The following is a 14,633-nucleotide window of genomic DNA, read 5'->3' as shown; positions in this document are numbered from 1 at the left end:
ACATGTCCAGTCGCCTTGATGCCGCACGCCCGGAAACAGCCCTGGCAGGGACCTCCAGGTTCCGGCCCGCCATCCATTTCACGGCAAGGGATACCTGGCTCAACGATCCCAATGGCCTCGTTTTCCACGACGGTCTGTACCACCTCTTTTTCCAGAACAACCCGTACGGCAACGTCTGGGGCAACATGTCCTGGGGCCACGCCACCTCCCCCGATTTGCTGTACTGGACGGAACACCCTGTTGCCATTGCCTGCGATGAGACAGAGGACATCTTCTCGGGGAGCGTCGTGGTGGACCACGGCAACACGTCCGGTTTCGGCACGGCGGGGGCGCCTGCCCTGGTGGCCATCTACACCAGTGCCTACAAAGCCGCGTCCGAACACAGCGGCACCCAGGCCCAGTCTCTGGCCTTCAGCACAGACGCAGGCATGACGTGGCGAAAATACGAGGGAAACCCTGTCCTCACCCGGAACTCCGCGCACTTCCGCGATCCCAAAGTCTTCCGCTATCAAGGGGACCACGGTTCCTGCTGGGTCATGGTCGCCGTCGAAGCCCAACACCAAAAGGTGGTCATTTACCGTTCGGACGACCTCAAGTCCTGGGACTTTCTGAGCGACTTCGGCCCGGCCAATGCCGACGCCGGCGAATGGGAATGCCCCGATCTCTTTCCCCTGGCGGTGGACGGGGACCCGGCCAACATCAAATGGGTACTGATCGTCAACGTCAATCCAGGCGCCGTGGCAGGGGGCTCCGGCGGCCAATACTTCGTGGGGAACTTCGACGGCGTCCGGTTCACCCCGGATGATGGCTCGCTCGCGGCGCCCGAAGGACTGGCTTCCCTCGACCCCGAGGCGGCCCCTGCAGCCCTGCAGCAATGCCTGTGGCTGGACTGGGGACGCGACTGCTACGCCTCCGTATCCTTCAGCAACACCCCGGATAGCCGGCGCATCATCATCGGCTGGATGAACAACTGGGACTACGCCAACGAGCTGCCCACCGACCCCTGGCGGTCCTCGATGACCCTCGCCCGCGAAGTGCGCCTCACAGCAGTCGACGGCGCCGCCCGTCTGATCCAGAAACCGGTCCTCGCAGATCCCGGCGCAGGAGAAGGCCTGCCTGCAGCCACGGACCAGATGAATGCAGGCAACTTCGAGCTGCGAAACTCGTCTCTGCGGTTGCCGGACGGGGTACCTGGTACCGCTCAGATCATCGAGGCGGAGATCCTGCCCGGAACCGCTGAACGTGTTGATTTCCGGCTCTTCGGAAGCAGTGACGGGGCCGAGGGTACGGTTCTTGGCTACAGCACAGCCACCGCCCAACTCATCCTGGACCGCAGCGAATCAGGAAACACTCGCTTCCACGGGAAATTCGCTTCGGTAGAGTCCGCACCGGTTGAGCTGGAAAATGGAGTGCTGAAGCTGCTCATCGTGGTGGATCACTGCTCGGTGGAAGTGTTTGCCCAAGGCGGCAAGGCGGTCCTGACCGATCTGATCTTCCCAAGCCCTGAAAGCCGCGAGAACTGGCTCTCGGTCTCGGGAGGCTCGGCAACAGTACACAACCTCACGGTCTCAACAATTAACTAGGAAGGTCCAGAATGCCGACAGCCCAGCACGCCGCCGCTGATCCCGCATCCGGCAACGATGTCCTCGTGATCGGTGAGGCCCTCGTGGACATCGTTGTCTCCCCCCGGGGCACCGTGGAGCACCCCGGCGGTTCACCCGCCAACGTTGCCTACGGGCTGGGGCGGCTCGGTGCGGACACCGCATTGTTGACCTCAATCGGCGACGACCACCACGCCACCGCCATCGAGAAGCACCTTCGAGGCGCCGGGGTTAGCCTGTTGCCCGGTTCCAAGGGCCGTGGCCGAACCGCTACGGCGACTGCTGTCCTGGCGTCCGATGGTTCAGCCCAGTACGACTTCGACATCCGCTGGGACCTCCCGCGGATCGCCCCGGCGACCCTTCCCAAAGTGCTGCACACCGGGTCGATCGCTACCTTCCTGGCGCCGGGCGCGGCGGCAGTACGAGAGCTTCTCGAGCAATCACATGAGCGCTGCGTGGTCACATACGACCCCAACATCCGACCCGCACTGCTCGGCAGCCAGTTTGAGGCAAAAACCCTCTTCGAGGAACTCGTCCCGTTCACAGAGGTCGTTAAGCTCAGCGACGAGGACGCACGGTGGCTCTATCCGCGGCTGTCCCTGGAAGATATCTCACAACGGATCCTTGACCTTGGGGCCGGACTCGTCGCCGTCACCATTGGGGCCGAGGGATCCCTGCTGACTACGGCAGGCACGCGGGTGGCCGTTCCCTCAGTCCAGTCTGCCGTGGTCGACACCATTGGGGCCGGGGACTCGTACATGTCTGCCCTGATCTACGGTCTCCTCATGCGCGGGGCGGATGGGCTGGCGCCGTCGGTGCTGGAGTCGCTGGGCCGCATGGCCTCCAAAGCAGCGGCCATCACGGTGCGCCGTGCAGGCGCCCAGCCCCCAACGTCAGAGGAACTGCAGGCGGAACTCCCGGAGCATCAGCCGGTCGCTTTTTCATCCCCCTGAGAAACCACAACACAAAGGGAAGAACCTATGTCTAGCAAGAACTACTACGACGTGACCACATGGCCTGTCGGCAACCCGTTCGAGGACGTCGGTGAAGTCATCAACAGCATCATCGCCGACATCAAGGACCGGCAGACCGCCACCGATGCCAACAGCGGCGGAAAGCCTGGAGCAGTGATCTATGTTCCGCCGGGTGACTACCACCTCCGCACGCAGGTGCTGATCGACGTCAGCTTCCTCAGGATCTATGGCTCGGGACACGGCTTTACGTCGTCGAGCATCCGGTTCAACGTTCCAGAAGACGAATGGCCCGACCTGCATGAGCTGTGGCCCGGAGGGAGCCGCATCCTGGTCGACATTCCACGCGGCGAAGACGGGGAGGAAGCCAAGGGAGCCGCCTTCTATGTTGCGCGAAGCGGGAACCCACGGATCAGCTCGGTCGAATTCTCCAACTTCTGCATCGACGGGTTGCACTTCAACCCGGACGGCTCGGGGATGCATCCGGAGAACACCTACGTTAACGGCAAGACCGGAATCTATGTCGCAGACGCCAATGACTCGTTTCGCATCAACGGCATGGGGTTCGTCTACCTCGAGAACGCTCTCACCATCTACAAAGCCGACGCGCTTTCCATTCACGACAACTTCGTCGCTGAATGCGGGAGCTGCATTGAGTTGCGCGGGTGGGGACAGGCATCAAAGATCACCGACAACCTGATCGGGGCAGGCTTCAAGGGCCACTCGATCTACGCCGAGAACCACGGCGGGCTCCTGGTGACCGCGAACAACGTCTTCCCCCGGGGTGCGAGCAGCGTCCATTTCAACGGCGTCACGCGCTCAAGCGTCACCAACAACCGCTTGCATTCGTTCTACCCCGGGATGGTGGTGCTTGCCGCGGACAGCTCGGAAAACCTGGTGGCCACAAATCACTTCCTGCGTGACCACGAGCCCTGGACGCCCTTCCTGGGAGTCGATAACGGACTGGACGATCTCTACGGGCTTCTCCGCGTCGAGGGCAGCAACAACTCCGTGATCGGCAACCACTTCTCCGAGGTCATCGACTCGCAGAGCATCCGGCCGCCAGGTGCGGCGCCCGTCATCATCCGGCTGACCGCGGGCACAGGCAACTTCATCTCCAACAACCACGTCGTCGCAATGGACGTTCATGCCAAATCGAGTGACTCCTGCTTCTCGGCTCAGGTGGACGCCCTGCTGACCACCGAGGCTTCGGCCGGCCTCGCGGTTACCGCCGTCATGGTCGATGCGGAGTCGGCAGGGAACTCGATCCTCGATTCCGGGCGTGACGGCCAAGTTAGCGCGGACAGGGCTGTCAACGCCTTCCGGGCCACCCCTTCGGTCGGTGTCCCCGAGGTACGCGAACCCGAAGACGCCGGCACCTACACGAGCGGCCACGGGTAGCGCATGCCGGTGCGGTCAACCGGCAGCACCCCTGTCTGCAGCAGACGTTGCACGCGGCGCCGCAGGGCGGTGACTTCGTCGTCGTCGAGGAGCTCGGCGACCGCGGGAGGTACGGCGTCGGCGAGCGGGGCGATGTCCTCGAGCAGGGCATCGGGGATGGGGTCGCCGGCGAAGTCCCAGATCACGGTGCGCAGTTTGAAGGCGGCCGAGAAGCACAGTCCGTTGTCGATCCCCCAGATCCGGCCGTCGTCGCCGCGCAGCACGTGGCCGCTCTTGCGGTCGGTGTTGTTGGCGACGTAATCGAACAAGGCCATCCGGGCCAGCTCGCGGTGGGTCTCGGGAGCGTCGGCGAACAGCGTGAAGTAGTGCTCCTGGAAGTCGCAGTCGATGAACCACTGCAGCGACCCGACCCCCAAGGGTGCGTCATCGCGGATGACCGTCGGCGGCACAAGTCCCCACGCCAGTGACTCGCTGAGCAGATAGGCGGCACGCTCCCGCTTGTAGAGCCCGGGCTCGAAATCGGACAGCGGCCGCTCCCCGGCCTCCGGCTTGTAGACCGCATACGCGGCGTCGTCCCCGCAGGCGACCTGGACCAGGAAGGTCTCGTTGCTGCTGCGCGGGATGAGCCCGATCAGTTCCACCCGGCCCCCGGTGAGCAGGGTCAGCTCGCGGCCGGACACCGGCTGCCCCGCGTCACGCCCGCAGCCCGCTCAGCGGCTCCGACGTCGAATTCACCATGAGAACCGCCGGCGCCTGGCCCTCCACAAAGGAAATGGCGGACACCGAGCCCGGGCTGATGACAATCCTCTGGAAGAGGTCCAGGTGCGTTCCCAGGGCGCGGGCGACGGCGGCCTTGATGGGGTCGGCGTGGGAGAAGCACACGATGACGCCGCCGGCGTGGGCGGCGCGCAGCGCGTCCAGCGCTTCGACAATGCGTGCCTGCATCTCGGTGAAGCTTTCGCCGCCCGGGAAGCGGAAGAACGACGGGCTGTGCTGCACGGTGTGCCATTCCGGCAGGGCCGCGAGGGTTGCGATCGCGGACCCGGTCCACTCGCCGAAATCGCACTCCAGCAGCCCGGCGTGGTGGGTCAGGTCCAGTCCCGTCCGGGCCGCCGTCGGCTCCGCCGTTTCCCGGGCGCGCTCCAGCGGCGAGGAATAGACGGCGTCGACGGTCAAACCCGCGAGCCTTTCCGCGACCCGCTCGGCCTGGGCCCGGCCCCGGTCCGACAGGTGTAGTCCCGGGGCCCGCCCCGGCAGGACCGTACCCGTCGTCGGCGTCTCCCCATGGCGCACCAGCAGCAGGAGCGTGCCCTGCCGCTCGGAGGAGGACCCTTCCGATGAAGGCCCTGGTGCCGGCGCTGCCGGCGCAGTTGCTGCAACCATCAACATCAAGCGTATCGCTCGCCGTCTACCCCATGCCTCGCAAGCTTGGCCCGGGGACCCCGGACAGCTCTCCTGCGCCGCCCCGGCGCGCAGGAATCTCAAAAAATCCCTCGATCCCCGCCCGATCGGGGATTACCGTGGAGGGGTGAGTGATCGCCCCGATATCTTCACCGTTGGTGAACTGCGTGCCTCCGGCCACGTGCACAAGGATCTGCGCCGCGAAATCCGCGACAACCTGCTGGCCGCGCTCGCCGCCGGCCGCGACCCCTGGCCCGGGATGTACGGCTTCAGCCGGACCGTGCTGCCCCAGCTGGAGCGGGCGCTGCTCGCCGGGCACGACGTCGTCCTGCTCGGCGAACGCGGACAGGGCAAGACCCGGCTCCTGCGCACCCTGGCCGGGCTGCTGGACGAGTGGTCGCCGGTGATCGAGGATTCGGAACTGAACGAACACCCGTATGAGCCCATCACCGAACACTCCCGCGCCCGCGCCCTCACCGAAGGGGACAGGCTCCGGGTGGCGTGGCGGCACCGCTCCGAACGGTACGTCGAGAAGCTCGCGACGCCGGACACCTCCGTCGCGGACCTGATTGGCGACGTCGACCCGATGAGGGTGGCCGAGGGCCGCCGCCTCGGGGACCCGGAGACCATCCACTACGGCCTGGTCCCGCGCTCCAACCGCGGCATCATCGCCATCAACGAACTCCCCGACCTCGCCGAGCGGATCCAGGTCTCCATGCTCAACGTGATGGAGGAGCGCGACATCCAGATCCGCGGCTACGTGCTGCGCCTGCCCCTGGACGTCCTGGTGGTCGCATCCGCGAACCCCGAGGACTACACGAACCGCGGCCGGATCATCACGCCGCTGCGGGACCGCTTCGGCGCCGAGATCCGCACCCACTACCCGATTGAGCTCGACGACGAGGTCGCCGTCATCCGGCAGGAGGGGCACCTGGTGGCCGGCGTCCCGCCCGTCATCCTCGAGATCCTGGCCCGCTACACCCGGGCGCTGCGGCAGTCCCCGGCGATCAACCAGACCTCAGGGGTGTCCGCGCGGTTCGCGATCGCCGGCGCCGAAACCGTCGCCGCCGCGGCCTTGCGCCGGGCCAGTGTGCGCGGGGAGGTCGACGCCGTCGCCCGGATCATCGACCTCGACGCCGCCGTGGACGTGCTCGCGGGCAAGATCGAGTTCGAATCCGGGGAGGAAGGCCGGGAACAGGACATCCTGGACCACCTCCTGCGCATGGCCACCGCGGAAGCCGTGCGGGCGCACTTCCACGGCCTCGACATGGGCCCGCTCGTCGCCGCGCTCGCTGGCTCGGCCACCGTGACCACCGGGGAACTGGTCACCGCGCGGGAGTTCCTTGAAAACCTGCCGGCCCTCAACGGATCCCGGCTCTACGACGACATCAGTGAGCGCCTGGGGGCGGACAACGACGGGCAGCGCGCCGCCGCCGTCGAACTTGCCCTGGAAGGCCTCTACCTCGCCCGGCGGATCTCCAAGGAGTCCGACGACGAGGCCACCATCTACGGCTAAATACGGCTGAGGACGGGAGGGCCATGAGCACCCACCACCGGTCCCGGTACGGCCGGTACACGGGAGGACCGGATCCACTGGCGCCGCCGGTGGACCTGGCGGAGGCGCTGGACGCCGTCGCCGAGGACGTCATGGCCGGCTACTCGCCCCGGCACGCCCTGCAGGAGTTCCTGCGCCGCGGCGGCCGCAACCGGGAAGGACTCGACGACCTCGCCCTCCGGGTCCAGCAGCGGCGCAATGAACTGCTGAACCGCCACAACCTGGACGGCACGCTCAACGAGGTCCAGAAACTGCTCGACACCGCGGTGCTGGAGGAGCGCAAACAGCTCGCCCGTGACGCCATGATGGACAACACCGACCGCGCCTTCCGGGAGATGCAGCTGCAGAACCTGCCCCGCTCCACGGCGGCCGCGGTCAACGAACTCGCCTCCTACGACTGGCAGTCCAGCACCGCCCGGGAAGCCTACGAGCGCATCAAGGACCTGCTGGGCCGCGAAATCCTGGACCAGCGGTTCGCCGGGATGAAGGAAGCCCTCGAGAACGCCACGGACGAGGACCGTGCGGCCGTCAGCGAAATGCTGCAGGACCTCAACGAGCTCCTCGAGAAACACCGGCGCGGCGAGGACACCGACGAGGACTTCCACGACTTCATGGCCAAGCACGGCCAGCACTTCCCGGAGAATCCGCAATCGGTGGAGGAGCTGATCGACGCGCTGGCCCAGCGCGCGGCCGCCGCCCAGCGGCTCCTGAACTCCATGTCCGCCGAACAACGCGAAGAGCTGATGCGGCTCTCCTCGCAGGCGTTCGGCTCGCCCGGGCTGATGGCACAGCTGGGCCAGCTCGACGCCAACCTGCAGGCTCTGCGCCCCGGCGAGGACTGGTCCGGTTCCGAACGCTTCGACGGGGAGCAGGGCCTTGGACTTGGTGACGGCACCGGCGTGCTCCAGGACATCGCCGAACTCGATGAGCTCGCCGAACAGCTCTCCCAGGCCTATAACGGCTCACGCCTGGACGACCTCGACCTCGACGCCCTCGCCCGCCAGCTCGGACAGCATGCCGCCGTGAACGCCCGCACCCTCGCGGAGATTGAGCGGGCCATGCACGACGGCGGCTACCTCCGGCGCGGTGCCGACGGCGACCTCCGGCTGTCCCCGCAGGCCATGCGTCGGCTCGGGAGGTCCCTGCTGCGGGACACGGCCAAACAGCTCTCCGGCCGGCAGGGCCGCCGGGACACGCGCGTTGCCGGGGCGGCGGGGGAGCACACCGGCTCCAGCCGGCCGTGGGAGTTCGGCGACGCCGAACCGTGGGACGTCACCCGCACCATCACCAACGCGATCCGCCGCACCATCGCCGACGGCGGCGACCCGCGCCACGGCCTGCGCCTCGCGGTGGACGACATCGAGGTGACCGAAACAGAGGCCCGCACCCAGGCCGCCGTCGTCCTCCTCGCGGACGTCTCTTTCTCGATGGCCGCCGAGGGGCGCTGGGTGCCGATGAAACGCACCGCGCTCGCGCTGCACCACCTCGTCAGCACCCGGTTCCGCGGCGACCGGCTGCAGCTGATCACCTTCGGCCGCTACGCCCAGACCACGGACATCGGCGAGCTCACTGCCCTGCCGGCTCTGCGGGAGCAGGGCACCAACCTGCACCACGGGCTGCTGCTGGCCGGCCGGTTCTTCCGGCAGCACCCCTCCATGCAGCCGGTCCTTCTGGTGGTGACCGACGGCGAACCCACCGCGCACCTGCTGGCCGACGGCGAGTCGTGGTTCTCCTGGCCGCCGGACCCGGAAACCATCCGCGTCACGGTGGCCGAGCTGGACCGGCTGGGGCGTGCCGGCACGCAGGCCACGTTCTTCCGGCTGGGCGATGACCCGGGCCTGGAACGGTTCATCCAGCGGATGGCCCGCCGGATCGACGGCCGGGTGGTGTCGCCCGAGGCCGGGGACCTGGGCGCCGCCGTGGTGGGGGAGTACCTCCGCGCCCACTTCCGCGGGCGGGCTTACAGCGACGACGATTGGGCGCAGTAGACGGGGCGGAGAGCACCCTTCCGGCCCTACCGGGCTGACGCCGGACGGCCTATCGTGGTCCCTGAAATAGGTCCGAGGGAAAGGAACGACGATGTTCACCCTGCAGATTAGCTACCCGGTCCGGGACTACGAGGCCTTCAAGAAAGTCTTCGACACCGATCCCGCGGGCCGCGCCGCCTCAGGCGCCCGGTCCGTCCGCCTGTTCCGCGATACAGAGGAGCAGAACAGCGTGGCCGTGCTCCTTGACTTCGACACCAAGGACGCCGCAACTGTCTTCCTGGAACGGCTGCGCAGCGAGGTGTGGGACAAACCCGAGGTACTGGGCCAGCTGATGACGGCGGCGCCGACCGCCAGGATTCTGGAGGAGACGGCCCGCGAGGGCCAGGGCGCGGGCTGACCGCTTAGAAGCCCGGGGGCCGGACGGCAGACTCCCGGGAACTCAGCTTTCCGAGCGCGCTGTCCGGAAAGTTCTCCAAGAGGTGCCGCGGGTTCTCGTACACCTCTGCGGCACCGGCTTCGCGCAGTTCGGCTTCGCTGATTCCGCCGCAAGTGAGCGCGATGGCGGGAACGCCGATGGCCGCGGCCGCCTTTACATCCCAGACGGCATCGCCAACAAAGACGACGTCCTCCGGGCTGAGGTCAAGCTTCTCCAGGCAGGCAAGGAGAATATCCGGGGCGGGCTTGCTTTCCTCGGCGTCGTTGGAGCTGGTCCAGGCATCGATGGACGTGCCGGCGTCCAGGAGGCGGCGGCTGACGTCCAGGTCGCGCGCCTGCGCTGACGATGCCAACCCCACGGCCAGCCCGGCGCCGGAGCACGCGGCAAGCAGGTCCCGCGCAGCGTCGAAGGGCCGCAGGGACGGCCAGAATGTGGAGAACACGGCCCCGTGCGCGGATTTCAGGTCTTCCTGCACGTCCTCGGCGCACCCGGGCACCAGATGTTCGATGAGCTTGTCGCCGCCCATACCCACGCAGCGGTGGATGGCGGAGACCTGGATGTCCAGGCCCTCCCGCCGGAACGCCTGCCACCACGCCAGGGCATGGAAATAGCTTGAGTCAATCAGTGTCCCGTCGACGTCGAAAAGCACGCCGCGCTTCTTCACGGATTTTGAGCCTGTTGCCACTGCTGGACCACCTTACGTTGAGGGCGGGCGGGGTGTCCGCGGCGAGCCGGGCCGAATCCGACCCGCTCCATAGGGATGATAAGCCCCGGAAAGCGCTGGTGGGAGGCCCAGATCTCCGGCGTGCTCGCCGTGCTCTACCTGATTTTCAATGAGGGCTATCTGGCGACCGGCCCTGGCACGGACCCGGTCCGCGCCGACCTCACCGCCGAGGCCATCCGGCTCACCCGGCTGCTCCGCGCCCTCATGCCGGACGACGGCGAGGTGGCCGGACTGCTGGCCCTGATGCTCCTCACGGAGGCCCACCGTGCCGCCCGGATTTCGGCAGGCGGTGGCCTCGTCACCCTGGATGAACAGGACCGGGGATCGTGGGATGCGGTGCTGATCGCCGAAGGCCACCGCCTGGTGCGGGAACGGCTGGCGTCCGGAATGAAGCCGGGCCGCTACCAGATCCTCGCGGCGATCAATGCCGTTCACACCTCTGCCAGCGACATCCGCGACACCGACTGGTCACAGGTCGTCGCCCTCTACGACCAGCTGGTTAGCCTCGACCCGTTACCGGTCGTCGCGCTCAACCGGGCCATCGCCGTCGCCGAGCTGGACGGGCCGGAGGTGGCGCTCGCCGCCGTCGACCGCCTCGAACTCGACCTGGCCGGGTATCACGCCTACCGCGCCACCCGCGCCGACCTGCTGCGGAGGCTCGGCCGTTTCCCGGAGTCCCGGGTGGCTTATGACAAGGCCATCGGGCTGGCGGGCAACTCGGCCGAGGCCGCTGAGCTCACGCGCCGCCGCGACCGGCTGGCTCCGTGAGCTGGATGCCATGTCCGCTGGAAGGGCGCCCGGTGTCGTTCGAATCCGGGCGCGGGCTTCCGGACGCAGTCCCGGGCCGCTAGGCTCTGGGAACTGTGACCACGCGCACGGTCCCGGTTTGCCCAGGGTTCCGGGACAGACCGTCCGCCGCTCAAGAAGGGATCTCGCATGCCGGACTACAGTGTCGAAGGGATCGCACGCTCCTACATCGAGGCCGTTGGCTCGCACGATTTGGACGCCGTTGAAAACCTGCTCGCCGAGGATCTGGCGGCCACGTTCGCCGGCGCGAGTCTCGACATGGCCGGGTGGACCGCGGCACTCAACCGCCTTCTGCCGGTGTTGGTCCGCAACGAGATCCGGGAGATCTTCACCGTGCAGGACCGTGCCTGCGTTGTGTACGACTTTGTCACCGACACCCCTGCCGGTTCAGTGAGGTGCATCGAGCTGCTCAGCATCAGCTCAGGCAAGATCCGCGAGATTGAACTTGTTCTGGATCGCGTCGCCTTCGCCCCCGTCAATGCGGCCTTGAACTCCATGAGGCCCTGAACATAGTCCGAGACCGAACGCAGTAAGCGTGACCGAAGGAGCACCCATGACCACCAACTCACCCGGGAGCCTGCACGTACTGGGCTCATTGCGAGCAGAGAACGGCAAGGGCGTCGTGCGACTTGAACATCGGTTCGACGCCGATGCCGAGGACCTGTGGTCAGCCCTCACCGATCCCGGCCGGCTCGCCCGCTGGCTCGGCGTAGTCGACGGCGACCTCCGCGAACGCGGTGACTTCCGCGCACACTTCTTCGCCAGCGGATGGGAAGGCACGTGCCACGTGGACGTGTGCCGGGCCCCGCAGCGGCTGCTGTTGCTGACCACGTCCCCGGACGAACCGGACGGCGTCTTCGAGGTGACGCTGAACTCCGCCGGGGAACAAACCGTCTTGGTCATCGAGGACCGCGGCATGCCCCTGGGGCAAATCGCCGCCTACGGGGCGGGGGACCAGATCCACGTCGAGGATCTCGCGGCCTACCTCGCCGGCAGTGAGCGCTGTGACGCGCTGGTACGGTGGCAGGAACTCCATCCCGCCTACCTGCAGCTGGCCGCAGACCTCACCGCACCATGCTCGCTGGCCTAGAACCGGTCGGTGCCGCGCAGCCTGCGGGGGCGGCCGTCCGGGTCCACGATGAGGCGCCGGATCGGATCCGCCCAGAGCCGCTGGATGGACGGCACGGGTTCCGGAGTGTGGTGGCGGACGTGCCCAGCGGGGCGGGCCGAGCGGTTGCCGCTTGCGTGCCAGTGGTCGAGGGCGTCGGCGGTGGTCTTCCACAGCTGGAGCCCGGCTGCCGGGTCCTGGAGCCGGGGATCATTCGGATCCACGCCCAGGTGTTCCGCCCAGAGTTGCCGCCGGAGCCCGCGCGCCAGCGACCGGGACGCGTCCGGCCCGGCGCCTGGCCGCTCCGGGTTAGCCGCACTGGTGTCCAGCACGGCGCAGGTGAGCTCGCTGTCGGTGGTCCAGGACCGGCGGTTGAAGTTGTCCGAGCCGCAGGTAAACCAGATGTCGTCGATGACGCAGATTTTGGCGTGGACGTAGATCGGCGTTCCGGCTTTATTCTCGAGGTCGAACACGCCGACCCTGTCCGGCGCCACCCGGCGCAGCATTCTGAGGGCACGCAGCTGCCCGATCCGGCTGGCCGGCCCGGCGATGGGGCCGTCGGAATCGGGATAGCGGGGCACGACGGCGATCACGTTCAGTTCGGGATTCCGCTCGAGTGCGTCCGCAATTCCCGCGGCAACCTCGGTCGACCACAAATACTGGTCCTCGATGTAGATCAGCGAACGGGCGCGGGCGAAGGCTTTCGCGTAAGCGCGCGCGACGCTGCGCTCGCCGCGGGGCGCGAACGGAAACGGCGGGCGCTTCACTCCGTAGGTGCGCAGCAGTTGCACGGCGTGCGGTCCCGCCGGCGGGGGCGGCGGCACGGCAGTGGGCAGCGGCTTGGGGTGCCGGGGCATGCGGGCGAGGCGCTGCAGCAGCATCCGGTACGGGGTGCGCCGGTCCAGGGGATGGGGGTCGTTCCACCGCTCGGCGAACACGGCCAGCACATCCGCCACCACGGGACCCCGCAGCTCGAGGGCGGCGTCGTGCCACGGCGGCCGCTTCCCGTAGCGGGGATCCATGTCCACCGCCTGCGGGTCTCCGGCGTGGTCGGCGTCGTCCCGGCGGCTGTGGGAGAGGTCGATCCCGCCAACGAACGCGACGTCCCGCGAGGGATTGTCACGACGGCGGATGACAACCATCTTCTGGTGATGGGAGCCGAACATTCGTACCCGCTGATCCAGCAGCACCTCTCCGCCGGCGTCGTTGATTTCACGGCCCAAGCGCTGGTTGGACCGGCCGCTGATCGGGGCGGATACGCGCTGACCATGGGATCTCCAGACCAGGCCCCGCACTTCCACTCCCGCGCGGGCCAACCCGGCGAGCACGTCGCCAATCGACGGTCCATCCGGCAGCAGCCGCTCATCGGCGTCGCCACGCCAGTCCGTGAACCACACCCGGTCTCCCGCCTGCAGGTCCGTCAGTTCCTCGTGAAGCCGGGCGAAGTAGGCCGCGCCATGAATCAGGGGCCGCACGAGGTTGCCCTCCGACCACGACAGCGACCCGGCACCGCCCGCGTGCACGTCCGTAGCAAGGTTTCCCCGCTCAGCGCGGCTCAGGAACCACGTGCCAGCTTCACTGTCCACTCAATCCTTCTTTCGGGCCGGGACCCGGGGCCAGACCGCCGGTGTCCGGTCTCCAAAATAGCCTACGAATGTGCGGACCGATCCTCCCGGCCGAAGTGGGAGCATGGAAACATGACTCCTGAGCGCAGTCTCTCTGGCTTCTTTCGGCGCCCCCGGCCCGTCAAACTCGCGGCAGGCCAGGAATCGGTGTGGGACTATCCCCGGCCCCCGAAGGTCGAGCCGCGATCCGAACGGATCATCGTGCGGCTTGGTGGGCAGGTGATTGCCGATACCACTGATGCAGTGCGCGTCCTGGAAACCAGTCATCCCCCCGTCTACTACTTGCCCTTGGACGCGTTCCCTCCGGGTGTGCTCGTCCCGGTCGGGGGCACCACCTTCTGCGAGTTCAAGGGGGAGGCCCATTACTTCGACGTCGTCGCCGGCGGAGTCGCCGTTCCCCGGGCCGGGTGGACCTACCCGCAACCCACCCGCGGCTTCGAGGCGCTCAGCACCCGGGTGGCCCTGTACCCGCGCCACATGGATTCCTGCGAAGTCGACGGCGAACAGGTGACCTCCCAAGAGGGAGACTTCTACGGCGGTTGGATCACTTCGCAGATCGTTGGCCCGTTCAAGGGGGGCCCGGGCACGGCGGGGTGGTGAGCGCACCGTGGCCCATTCGTACCCCAATGCTTAGGACTGGTCCTCAGCCCACTCGGCCCGGCAATTCCGAGGGCTCACGTCGCCCTACTTAGTAGGAGAGTATTCCGGGTAGTAGCGCCGGATTTCTTGGACAGTTTTGCCTGCCTCAACCATGCGATCAATGGACATGATGGCGCGGACTTCTTCATCGCTGGACTTGATGCTGTTCCACGGGCCGATCGTCCGGTAGCAGAAGTCGTTCGGGTCGTTGAGTCTGGTCTCGTTGTAGCACTCGGGATGATCCGGTCCGCCGGCAGACGTAGCAGCCGGAACCGAAGCCGCCGAACCGAAAGCGGTAGACACTCCCAATGCCAGCAGCGGCGTGAGCGCCAGGACGGCAACACAGATTTTCATACGCTTGTTCATGGTCCCCCCAA

General features: G+C 67.3%; 15 protein-coding genes. 10 read left to right on the top strand and 5 right to left on the bottom strand.

Annotation, left to right across the window (positions count from 1 at the left end):
• Positions 1 to 2: 2 nt before the first annotated feature.
• Genes CFN17_RS02715 through CFN17_RS02705 form a run of 3 tightly spaced genes read left to right on the top strand, consistent with a single transcriptional unit; the run spans position 3 to position 3,973 of the window.
• Positions 3 to 1,583, top strand: coding sequence for a glycoside hydrolase family 32 protein (locus tag CFN17_RS02715; protein WP_208749853.1), 1,581 nt, complete (start codon positions 3 to 5; stop codon positions 1,581 to 1,583).
• An 11-nt stretch (positions 1,584 to 1,594) separates the two neighbouring features.
• Positions 1,595 to 2,554 (top strand): carbohydrate kinase, encoded by a 960-nt coding sequence (locus CFN17_RS02710; protein ID WP_208749852.1) that lies wholly within the window; start codon positions 1,595 to 1,597, stop codon positions 2,552 to 2,554.
• A 27-nt stretch (positions 2,555 to 2,581) separates the two neighbouring features.
• The gene (locus CFN17_RS02705) at positions 2,582 to 3,973 is read left to right on the top strand and encodes a NosD domain-containing protein (RefSeq protein WP_208749851.1); all 1,392 of its coding nucleotides are present in this window, start codon (positions 2,582 to 2,584) and stop codon (positions 3,971 to 3,973) included.
• Here the strand turns inward: CFN17_RS02705 and CFN17_RS02700 are convergent.
• Positions 3,952 to 4,653 carry an SCO1664 family protein gene (locus CFN17_RS02700; RefSeq protein ID WP_208749850.1) on the bottom strand — a complete coding sequence of 234 codons (702 nt, stop codon included), beginning with the start codon at positions 4,651 to 4,653 and terminating at the stop codon, positions 3,952 to 3,954. The genes CFN17_RS02705 and CFN17_RS02700 overlap by 22 nt on opposite strands.
• A gap of 13 nt (positions 4,654 to 4,666) precedes the next feature.
• Positions 4,667 to 5,362: an MSMEG_4193 family putative phosphomutase gene (locus CFN17_RS02695; protein WP_208749849.1), complete on the bottom strand. Its 696-nt coding sequence runs from the start codon at positions 5,360 to 5,362 to the stop codon at positions 4,667 to 4,669.
• A 139-nt stretch (positions 5,363 to 5,501) separates the two neighbouring features.
• On the opposite strand from CFN17_RS02695, the gene CFN17_RS02690 reads away from it, so the two are divergent.
• The 3 genes from CFN17_RS02690 (at position 5,502) to CFN17_RS02680 (ending at position 9,314) form a co-directional block, all read left to right on the top strand.
• Complete coding sequence (locus CFN17_RS02690) at positions 5,502 to 6,890, top strand: sigma 54-interacting transcriptional regulator (protein WP_208749848.1); 1,389 nt, start codon at positions 5,502 to 5,504, stop codon at positions 6,888 to 6,890.
• Positions 6,891 to 6,913: 23 nt separating this feature from the next.
• On the top strand, positions 6,914 to 8,917 hold the full coding sequence (locus tag CFN17_RS02685) for a VWA domain-containing protein (protein WP_208749847.1): 2,004 nt from the start codon (positions 6,914 to 6,916) through the stop codon (positions 8,915 to 8,917).
• Between the two features lie 91 nt (positions 8,918 to 9,008).
• A complete protein-coding gene (locus tag CFN17_RS02680) occupies positions 9,009 to 9,314 on the top strand; it encodes a hypothetical protein (RefSeq protein ID WP_208749846.1) in 306 nt (101 codons plus the stop codon).
• A gap of 4 nt (positions 9,315 to 9,318) precedes the next feature.
• On the opposite strand, the gene CFN17_RS02675 is transcribed toward CFN17_RS02680, so the two are convergent.
• Positions 9,319 to 10,038 (bottom strand): HAD family hydrolase, encoded by a 720-nt coding sequence (locus CFN17_RS02675; RefSeq protein ID WP_208749845.1) that lies wholly within the window; start codon positions 10,036 to 10,038, stop codon positions 9,319 to 9,321.
• Between the two features lie 75 nt (positions 10,039 to 10,113).
• On the opposite strand from CFN17_RS02675, the gene CFN17_RS02670 reads away from it, so the two are divergent.
• The 3 genes from CFN17_RS02670 to CFN17_RS02660 all read left to right on the top strand — a co-directional run bounded on the left by CFN17_RS02670 (position 10,114) and on the right by CFN17_RS02660 (position 11,974).
• A complete protein-coding gene (locus CFN17_RS02670) occupies positions 10,114 to 10,845 on the top strand; it encodes a DUF6596 domain-containing protein (RefSeq protein ID WP_315968651.1) in 732 nt (243 codons plus the stop codon).
• Positions 10,846 to 11,013: 168 nt separating this feature from the next.
• A complete protein-coding gene (locus CFN17_RS02665) occupies positions 11,014 to 11,391 on the top strand; it encodes a nuclear transport factor 2 family protein (protein ID WP_208749844.1) in 378 nt (125 codons plus the stop codon).
• Positions 11,392 to 11,437: 46 nt separating this feature from the next.
• A complete protein-coding gene (locus CFN17_RS02660) occupies positions 11,438 to 11,974 on the top strand; it encodes an SRPBCC domain-containing protein (protein WP_208749843.1) in 537 nt (178 codons plus the stop codon).
• Here CFN17_RS02660 and CFN17_RS02655 read toward each other — a convergent pair.
• Positions 11,971 to 13,578 (bottom strand): phospholipase D-like domain-containing protein, encoded by a 1,608-nt coding sequence (locus CFN17_RS02655; protein WP_208749842.1) that lies wholly within the window; start codon positions 13,576 to 13,578, stop codon positions 11,971 to 11,973. The genes CFN17_RS02660 and CFN17_RS02655 overlap by 4 nt on opposite strands.
• 111 nt (positions 13,579 to 13,689) lie before the next feature.
• On the opposite strand from CFN17_RS02655, the gene CFN17_RS02650 reads away from it, so the two are divergent.
• Positions 13,690 to 14,217, top strand: a complete 528-nt coding sequence (locus CFN17_RS02650; RefSeq protein ID WP_261792325.1) for a DUF427 domain-containing protein — start codon at positions 13,690 to 13,692, stop codon at positions 14,215 to 14,217.
• Between the two features lie 84 nt (positions 14,218 to 14,301).
• Here the strand turns inward: CFN17_RS02650 and CFN17_RS02645 are convergent, their stop codons facing one another.
• Positions 14,302 to 14,622 (bottom strand): hypothetical protein, encoded by a 321-nt coding sequence (locus tag CFN17_RS02645; protein WP_208749841.1) that lies wholly within the window; start codon positions 14,620 to 14,622, stop codon positions 14,302 to 14,304.
• Positions 14,623 to 14,633: the final 11 nt, after the last annotated feature.

It is taken from the genome of Arthrobacter sp. PM3, from assembly GCF_003352915.1.
In the GTDB taxonomy this organism is placed as follows: domain Bacteria; phylum Actinomycetota; class Actinomycetes; order Actinomycetales; family Micrococcaceae; genus Arthrobacter.
Note: the sequence above shows the minus strand (reverse complement) of the source record. Positions and strands in the feature narration are given on the sequence as shown.

Coding starts and splice junctions, on each gene's coding strand:
- CFN17_RS02715 (WP_208749853.1), top strand. CDS start 3: ATGTCCAGTCGCCTTGATGCCGCACGCCCGGAAACAGCCCTGGCAGGG.
- CFN17_RS02685 (WP_208749847.1), top strand. CDS start 6,914: ATGAGCACCCACCACCGGTCCCGGTACGGCCGGTACACGGGAGGACCG.
- CFN17_RS02670 (WP_315968651.1), top strand. CDS start 10,114: ATGATAAGCCCCGGAAAGCGCTGGTGGGAGGCCCAGATCTCCGGCGTG.
- CFN17_RS02680 (WP_208749846.1), top strand. CDS start 9,009: ATGTTCACCCTGCAGATTAGCTACCCGGTCCGGGACTACGAGGCCTTC.
- CFN17_RS02665 (WP_208749844.1), top strand. CDS start 11,014: ATGCCGGACTACAGTGTCGAAGGGATCGCACGCTCCTACATCGAGGCC.
- CFN17_RS02650 (WP_261792325.1), top strand. CDS start 13,690: ATGACTCCTGAGCGCAGTCTCTCTGGCTTCTTTCGGCGCCCCCGGCCC.
- CFN17_RS02710 (WP_208749852.1), top strand. CDS start 1,595: ATGCCGACAGCCCAGCACGCCGCCGCTGATCCCGCATCCGGCAACGAT.
- CFN17_RS02645 (WP_208749841.1), bottom strand. CDS start 14,622: ATGAACAAGCGTATGAAAATCTGTGTTGCCGTCCTGGCGCTCACGCCG.
- CFN17_RS02705 (WP_208749851.1), top strand. CDS start 2,582: ATGTCTAGCAAGAACTACTACGACGTGACCACATGGCCTGTCGGCAAC.
- CFN17_RS02695 (WP_208749849.1), bottom strand. CDS start 5,362: ATGTTGATGGTTGCAGCAACTGCGCCGGCAGCGCCGGCACCAGGGCCT.
- CFN17_RS02660 (WP_208749843.1), top strand. CDS start 11,438: ATGACCACCAACTCACCCGGGAGCCTGCACGTACTGGGCTCATTGCGA.